Raw genomic sequence first — 6,793 nt, forward strand, 5'->3', positions numbered from 1 at the left:
TCCCAATTCCCAATTCCCAATTCCCAATTCCCAATTCCCAATTCCCAATTCCCAATTCCCAATTCCCAATTCCCAATTCCCAATTCCCAATTACCAATTACTATGAGTATATTTTTTCACGAACAACTTTACCGAAGTGCCGCAGTGATGTCGCTGATTAAAAATTTCCCGGTAACGGTGTGCGGCGCGGGTGCTTTGGGTGCGAATATTGTAGAGAGTCTGGCGCGATCGGGCTTTTGCCAGTTAAGAGTCGTCGATCGCGATCGCATCGAAGAGCGCAACCTTTCCACTCAACCCTACTATCGATCGGACATCGGCGCCTTCAAAGCCAAAATTCTCGCCAACAACCTGTACCGCGCTTTGTCCGTCAGCGTTGACGTGCACTCAAAGGAATTGACACCCGCCAATGTCGATCGACTGCTTGCCAACAGCGCCCTGGCGATCGATACTTTTGATAACAGCATCGGGCGGCAAGCAGTCAAAGATTACTGTGCGAGTGCCTCCATTCCCTGCGTGCACGTCGGATTAGCCGCCGATTACTCCGAAATAATTTGGAACCAACACTATCGGGTTCCTTCCGCCGCCAATGATGACGTTTGCGATTACCCGCTGGCGAGAAACTTGGTAATGCTGACAGTTTCTGTAGCGTGCGAAGTAATTGTTACCTTTGCTGCAACCCAAGAGCAACAAAATTTAACTTGCACGATCAAAGATTTTGCAGTAAAGCCACTTATATTGTAGAATGTCGGTTGACTGTTGCCAGAAACCCGGTCAATCGAGATTGGACGCCTCCATCCCAGAAACCCGGTTTCTCACTCTCAAACAATTGTCAGTCGATTTTAGATTTTAGATTTTAGATTTTAGATTGACTCTCGGATTGAATCTGGGAGCTTCAACAAAATTCTAAAATTTTGAGATCGTCCACGACTTTAGTCGGTGGCTTTTACCCGTTTGTTGCGGGTCAAACTTGCAGAAAACGCTTGAGAAAATTAACAGGGAAAGTATGGTTGGATCGCAGACTTTTTATTATTTACTAGCAGTTCTCGGCATATTAGTTTTGACAGGCGCCAATGCAGCCACTTATTCAGGGGGCGCCGGCGACAAAGTTTGCCACACTAATGATTGCCACGAACCAGAAGTTAGATTCCATAAAAGGATTTTAAAACACGGATCGAGAGGCGAAGATGTGAGGAAACTGCAAAAATTGTTAAACGCCCGCGGTGTGTGTCCAGAACCGATCGCACTTGATGGCATCTTTGGTAGAACAACCCTAGATGCAGTGAAAATATTTCAGCGGGAAGCCAACCTTCCTGTAGACGGAATTGTGGGAGGAAAAACTTGGGACAGACTGTTTACCAGTTCGTAAATTTAAGTACCGGACAGCAAAAGTTCCTAAGTCAGTCGATTTTAGATTGTAGATTTTAGATTTTAGATTTACTCGATAACAGATGAATCTGGAAGCTTAAACTCTGTAATCTAATTTTTTTTCTCCACCCTCGATAGCGTCGGAAAGCAAGTACCTGTGTTTGGGCGGAGTCATCTTTGGTAATCATTAATCGCTGCGATTTGTAGTTGCACATCAAGTAGATTTTGTGCAACTACAGATGCCTCAATTGCCATCAATAATCAATGGCTAACTAGATTGGTAATGAATGAAGTTTTAGATTTTTGGTTTGGTCGATCGAACTCTCCAGAATTTGGTAAAGTTCAAAAGAAGTGGTTTGAGAAAGATGCCGATTTTGATACGGAAGTGCGATCGCTATTTCTAGCAGAATACGAACTAGCAGCATCCGGTAAACTCTACTCCTGGCAAGATTCCCCGGAAAACTGCCTAGCATTAATCATACTGCTCGATCAATTTCCGCGCAATATGTTTCGCGAAAATCCCCAAGCCTTCGCCACAGACAGCAAAGCCTTAGCCGCCGCCCAACACGCTGTTAACAATAACTTCGATCGCGAATTGTTGACTTTACAAAAGTGGTTTATCTACCTGCCTTTTGAACACAGCGAAAACTTAGAACACCAGGAAAAATCTGTGGAATCATTTCGCCAACTCAGCGGCGAACCTGATAGCGATTCTGTCATTGATTTTGCAGTGCGACATTTTAAAATCATCGAGCGTTTTGGTAGATTTCCCCACCGCAATCAAATTCTCGGACGCGACACAACTCCCGAAGAAGCAGAGTTTTTGACACAACCGGGTTCGGGATTTTAGGGCGCTTACACAAAACCTTTAGGATACTAAAATTATCAATATGTGTTTCAAACACCAAGAACATATAGATAAGCTTTCAACTAAATGCCCGCCACTGGACTATGAACCGCAAGAAATGCTGGCTTTTAGATTTGTATTTGAGCCCAATGATGAACGAGCTATTAATAACTTTAAACCGGTGCTGATAATAACTCCGCAGCGCAACCTAAAACCAGAAACTGAAGCTACCAGGTGTCAAGGTTATGCGCTATCATTATTTGATACCAGGGAAAATGCCGAAAACCGTTATTTAAAACTAACAAAAAAAAGAAAAAAACTGCGCGATTCTCTGGGGACTCACATAGCAGCAGGAGCGATCGACAAGACAGATGGAGTTGTCTCCAAAATAGATGATAACGGTCACTTGAGCCTACATGAGTTTGCTAATGCTGATTTGGCAGCAAAATTTGTAATAACATCTTGTTTATTGTAAGGTAAAAAAAAGTGGAACAATTAATAGGATTTAAACTAAGTAAATTTCCTTTATCTCTTAGAAGCATAGTCAATTTAGAGTATTTCGACGGCCCCCTGCTATCGCTTTTTGAGAATGAATACGGCGATAGCTATCTTTATTCTTGGTGCGATGTAGATAATTTGTACAATCGCTGGTTGGTTTTCAGAGTTGCACAACCAACTCTCAAGCTTTACATAGAGGGACAAGTTTCATTTCACCAGTTAATTGTAAATCCTGTTGACGGATTTCTATATTCATTAGATATAGACAATGCTTTACAGGTGAAAAACACTTATTTAATCCTGCCTGAGAATTTACCGGAAATCTACTTGCCAGAAACAGATTCCTATTACGAACTGTCTGATTTAAATCGCGAAACAGCGGCAGAAGATAAGTTGTTAATTTTTCAAAAAGTTTCCGGTGAATCTCAACTTAGCAAGGTTTGAAGCTGATTAAACAGCCAGATACCGGACTTCTTCAAGAAGTCGGGTATCTAATCCATCGCCCTTTGCTCAGCCACGATACTGCACGCGATAAATCCGGTTATTCGCTTCCTCAGTAAACAATAAACTCCCATCAGGTAAAACCAGCAAACCAACAGGCCGCCCCCAAGTTTTCGGGCCCGACGGATCTGTGAGAAAACCAGTCAGAAAGTCCTCATAATAACCTTGAGGGCGTCCAGTCGCCGCATTAAAAGGTACAAACACAATTTTATAACCCGTTCCTGCATTCCGGTTCCAACTACCCCGAAACGCCACAAACGCGCCGTTAAAAAATCTTTTGGGAAACGTTTTCCCGTCGTAAAACTGAAGTCCCAAAGCTGCCGAATGGGCCTGAAACAGCACGTCTGGCATCAATGTTTTAGCTGCTAAATCTGGTCGATCGCTCTTTCCATTTTTGACGTGGCGCGGGTCGAGCAAATTTGGCTTAAAATAAGCGTAAGGCCAGCCGTAAAACTCGCCTTGACGAATTCTTGTCAAGTAATCCGGTACCAAATCATCTCCCAAACCGTCGCGTTCGTTGACTGTCGTGTAAAGTTGATTGGTTTTTGGGTGAAAATCCAATCCCACCGGATTTCGCAAACCGGAAGCAAAAGTTTGCTGGTTTGTACCGTCCAAATTCATCACTTGCACAGACGCCCTCGGCAAGGGTTCGGAATCGGCATTAGACTGGGAACCAACTGATACAAACAACTGGCGGTTGTTCGGGGAGGCGACAACGTTTCGCGTCCAGTGTTGGTTGTAGCCACCGCCCGGTAAATCGGCAATTTTTTCACCAGTACCTGTTAATTGTTCCTGCCCTTTTGTGTAGGGAAATCGGCGGACTTCGGCGGTGTTTCCGAGGAAGAAATAGCGATCGGCAAAAGCCATGCCAAAGGGAATATTTAAGCCGTTTTGGGCGCTAGCAAAAGTCATGTTCACCTCAGCAACGCCATCACCGTTGGCATCCCTGAGCAGCCTAATCCGATTCTGCCTGGTTTCTGTTACCAAAACATCTCCTGTCGGCGTCAAAGCCAGCCATCGGGGAGCGTCTAAATTGTCAGCAAAAACGCTGACGACAAAGCCAGGAGGGACTTGCAGCACTGGCGATGGGGGAATCGGTACTACTTGAGGAGGTTTCGAGGCGCTTTGGGTGGCGAAAGGCTGCGGCAAAGCAGTTGCAACAATGCGGATCGGCTGCGGCGAAAGCGGTTTGGTCGGTACAATTTGATTTGTACGAACATTTGTCAGCGGTGCAACGGAGGGAATTTGCGACAGCGGAGTTGGTGCGGGTACAGGAGTCGCTGTAGCATCGGTAGCTCGATCGCACGCAACCAGGGGTAACAGCAGAATTAGCAGCAAGAAACGCAGGTAATACATAGCAGCGATTTCTCAACAATTGCTGGACAATTCTTTTATTCTAACTGCTCTGAAAAAGCGAAGCCACCGCGCGCGCGGTGGCTTAATTCTGGTTAGAAATCTAGTTCTACCAAAGTCCTCTCACAGGAGGAGCTGGACGCGGAGCCGGAATCGGACGCGGAGCCGGAGCGGGAGCCGGACGAGGAACTGGGCGGGGAGCGGGAGCCGGACGCGGTGGCGGTTCAGGGGCCGGACGCGGTGCTGGAGCGGGGGGACGAACAACTGTGGTAGAGACTACTTTATAATCGGGGATCACGACGAGCCTTTCTACCTGATCTCCGGCTACGGTGGCTCTGACTTTCATTCCCGGTACCAGAGAAGTAATTCTCAGGATGCATCTTTGAATCCTGAGAGTCCTGTACGGCCCGCTTTCTGGGCTAATTGTTACTATGTCGCCGACAATATTTTTGACAAAACCAATAATGGTTTGAGCGTTGGCTGTTGTGGTGCTCTGCGTTTGGGCTATTTCAATTGGAGGGTTAGCCATCGCAGGAAGCACTGAAACCGCCGATATTAGCACCGACAGGGTTGCACCTGTAAATAATTTGATCTTCTGAAGACGCATTGAAACCTCACATTAACTGCTATTTAGGGTCGGGCTTGCTTTCGCTGCGCGAAAGTCCCAACCTTTAAACCTAATCCAGTTTAATCCCCGGAGTAGTAAATTTAGGACAATCTCAAAAAAAGATTATCGAACAAGTTTTGAAAGACTAAATTTTAAATCATAAGTTCCCAAGTTACAAGAAGTTCAGTGCTTCGGATCTCTAGAGTGTCGGCGTGATATATTGAGTTTGTTCGATCGACCGTTTCCGTTTTTTTGCGCCCCTCTAACTGTTGCGGCACGGGCGGCAAACTCTGCCAACAGACAGATTATGCTTGCCGGATGCAGCAGCGCCATAGTTTCAATTTGCGATCGCCAGTCTGCCACAGATCAAAAAATCAAATGAGTCGGAGGTAAAATTCAATCATTGACTTGCACGATTTACCCATCAACCGGATTTGTTCGCGAAAATCTCTAGCGGAGCGCCACCGTTCCCCGTATAAAACCCCGGTTTATTTGGTATTACCGCGTAAGTCTTGTGTTGAGCTATATCATCTCCGGTCAATTACCCGCAATAAAAAATATTGTTTGTAGTGAGGACTTCAGTCCGCATCAAATTTCAAGGACTAAAGTCCTCACTACAAACAACATTGGTTTGTAGTGAGGACTTCAGTCCGCATCAAATTTCAAGGACTAAAGTCCTCACTACAAACCAATTTTGTGGCAGTTAAATAAGTTATAATTTGTGAAATGGAAACTAAAAACTGGGCAGGGCATTTACAGTTAAAAAGCCATCTCTAAATTTTGGCTTTCCGGTGGAGTTTGCGGATAATTAGATAAGAACTTTGTAGGAACTGCTGGTGAAGAGTTTAGCGAACAAAATAATGGTGAACAGCAAATTTTTATTTAACAACTTAATTGTGCTGAGTTTGAGCGCAGCGGCGCTGTCTGTCGCCTTACAGCAGCAGGTAGCTGCCGAACCGGTGGCTAATTGGAGTAATAGTGCGATCGCCCAGCAGCCAAAATCTGATGTAAAATTGCCAAATCTCGGAGTTCCCGAACTGCCACCATTAGGCGAACCGTCTAGGTATCTTCCGCAGGAACCAAACGCGCCGGAAAATGCGATTGAGGAAGTGCGTTTAGTGCTGAAATTGCGAGAACGCCGGGTCTATGTTTACCGCAAAAATAAGGTGCAAGCCAGTTTTCCGGTGGCTGTGGGGAAAGACGGCTGGGAAACTCCCACGGGCAACTTTAAAGTCATGCAAATGATTAAAGATCCTGTTTGGGAACATCCTTGGACGGGAGAACTTGTACCCGCAGGGCCGGACAATCCGCTGGGAAGCAGGTGGATCGGGTTTTGGACGGATGGTAAGAATGTGATCGGTTTTCACGGGACTCCGACTCCAGAGTCGATCGGGCGAGCGGCTTCTCACGGTTGTGTCAGAATGTTTGATAAAGATGCCCAAGCTTTATTTGAGAAAGTCGCAGTGGGTACTCCGGTGATAGTTGAGAAGTAATTATTCGGAAACTGTGGTATTTGAAAATATTTAGCAACAGGCAAGATGCCTGTTCCACAAAGAGTTAATTTTATTGTGGGGTGGGCATCTTGCCCGCCCCCTTTCTTTCTTAGCAACAGGCAAGATGCC

8 protein-coding genes are annotated in these 6,793 nt (G+C 45.6%); 6 read left to right on the forward strand and 2 right to left on the reverse strand.

The genetic code is table 11. From position 1 onward, the window contains the following. Window positions 1-102: 102 nt before the first annotated feature. The 5 genes from JGK36_RS24350 (at window position 103) to JGK36_RS24370 (ending at window position 3,154) form a co-directional block, all read left to right on the forward strand. Complete coding sequence (locus tag JGK36_RS24350; protein ID WP_293198256.1) at window positions 103-741, forward strand: ThiF family adenylyltransferase; 639 nt, start codon at window positions 103-105, stop codon at window positions 739-741. A gap of 262 nt (window positions 742-1,003) precedes the next feature. Then, a complete protein-coding gene (locus tag JGK36_RS24355; protein WP_293185020.1) occupies window positions 1,004-1,366 on the forward strand; it encodes a peptidoglycan-binding domain-containing protein in 363 nt (120 codons plus the stop codon). 282 nt (window positions 1,367-1,648) lie between these two features. Further along, window positions 1,649-2,215 carry a DUF924 family protein gene (locus tag JGK36_RS24360; RefSeq protein ID WP_293185021.1) on the forward strand — a complete coding sequence of 189 codons (567 nt, stop codon included), beginning with the start codon at window positions 1,649-1,651 and terminating at the stop codon, window positions 2,213-2,215. 40 nt (window positions 2,216-2,255) lie between these two features. Beyond that, a complete protein-coding gene (locus JGK36_RS24365; RefSeq protein ID WP_293185022.1) occupies window positions 2,256-2,687 on the forward strand; it encodes a hypothetical protein in 432 nt (143 codons plus the stop codon). Window positions 2,688-2,698: 11 nt separating this feature from the next. Beyond that, a complete protein-coding gene (locus JGK36_RS24370) occupies window positions 2,699-3,154 on the forward strand; it encodes a DUF6575 domain-containing protein (protein ID WP_293185023.1) in 456 nt (151 codons plus the stop codon). A 66-nt stretch (window positions 3,155-3,220) separates the two neighbouring features. Here the strand turns inward: JGK36_RS24370 and JGK36_RS24375 are convergent, their stop codons facing one another. Further along, complete coding sequence (locus tag JGK36_RS24375) at window positions 3,221-4,567, reverse strand: PQQ-dependent sugar dehydrogenase (RefSeq protein WP_293198254.1); 1,347 nt, start codon at window positions 4,565-4,567, stop codon at window positions 3,221-3,223. A gap of 106 nt (window positions 4,568-4,673) precedes the next feature. After that, window positions 4,674-5,171, reverse strand: coding sequence for an autotransporter (locus JGK36_RS24380; RefSeq protein ID WP_293185026.1), 498 nt, complete (start codon window positions 5,169-5,171; stop codon window positions 4,674-4,676). Between the two features lie 860 nt (window positions 5,172-6,031). Between JGK36_RS24380 and JGK36_RS24385 the strand changes: the two genes are divergently transcribed. After that, window positions 6,032-6,664 (forward strand): L,D-transpeptidase, encoded by a 633-nt coding sequence (locus JGK36_RS24385; RefSeq protein ID WP_293198251.1) that lies wholly within the window; start codon window positions 6,032-6,034, stop codon window positions 6,662-6,664. The last annotated feature ends 129 nt before the right edge of the window (window positions 6,665-6,793 follow it).

Origin of the sequence: Microcoleus sp. PH2017_35_SFW_U_B (assembly GCF_020737865.1) — a bacterium.
Taxonomy (GTDB): domain Bacteria; phylum Cyanobacteriota; class Cyanobacteriia; order Cyanobacteriales; family Microcoleaceae; genus Microcoleus.

What these genes read in the sequence shown, in the direction of transcription:
- JGK36_RS24380 (WP_293185026.1), bottom strand. Translation starts at nt 5,171, where the DNA reads ATGCGTCTTCAGAAGATCAAATTATTTACAGGTGCAACCCTGTCGGTG.
- JGK36_RS24360 (WP_293185021.1), top strand. Translation starts at nt 1,649, where the DNA reads ATGAATGAAGTTTTAGATTTTTGGTTTGGTCGATCGAACTCTCCAGAA.
- JGK36_RS24385 (WP_293198251.1), top strand. Translation starts at nt 6,032, where the DNA reads ATGGTGAACAGCAAATTTTTATTTAACAACTTAATTGTGCTGAGTTTG.
- JGK36_RS24375 (WP_293198254.1), bottom strand. Translation starts at nt 4,567, where the DNA reads ATGTATTACCTGCGTTTCTTGCTGCTAATTCTGCTGTTACCCCTGGTT.
- JGK36_RS24365 (WP_293185022.1), top strand. Translation starts at nt 2,256, where the DNA reads ATGTGTTTCAAACACCAAGAACATATAGATAAGCTTTCAACTAAATGC.
- JGK36_RS24355 (WP_293185020.1), top strand. Translation starts at nt 1,004, where the DNA reads ATGGTTGGATCGCAGACTTTTTATTATTTACTAGCAGTTCTCGGCATA.
- JGK36_RS24350 (WP_293198256.1), top strand. Translation starts at nt 103, where the DNA reads ATGAGTATATTTTTTCACGAACAACTTTACCGAAGTGCCGCAGTGATG.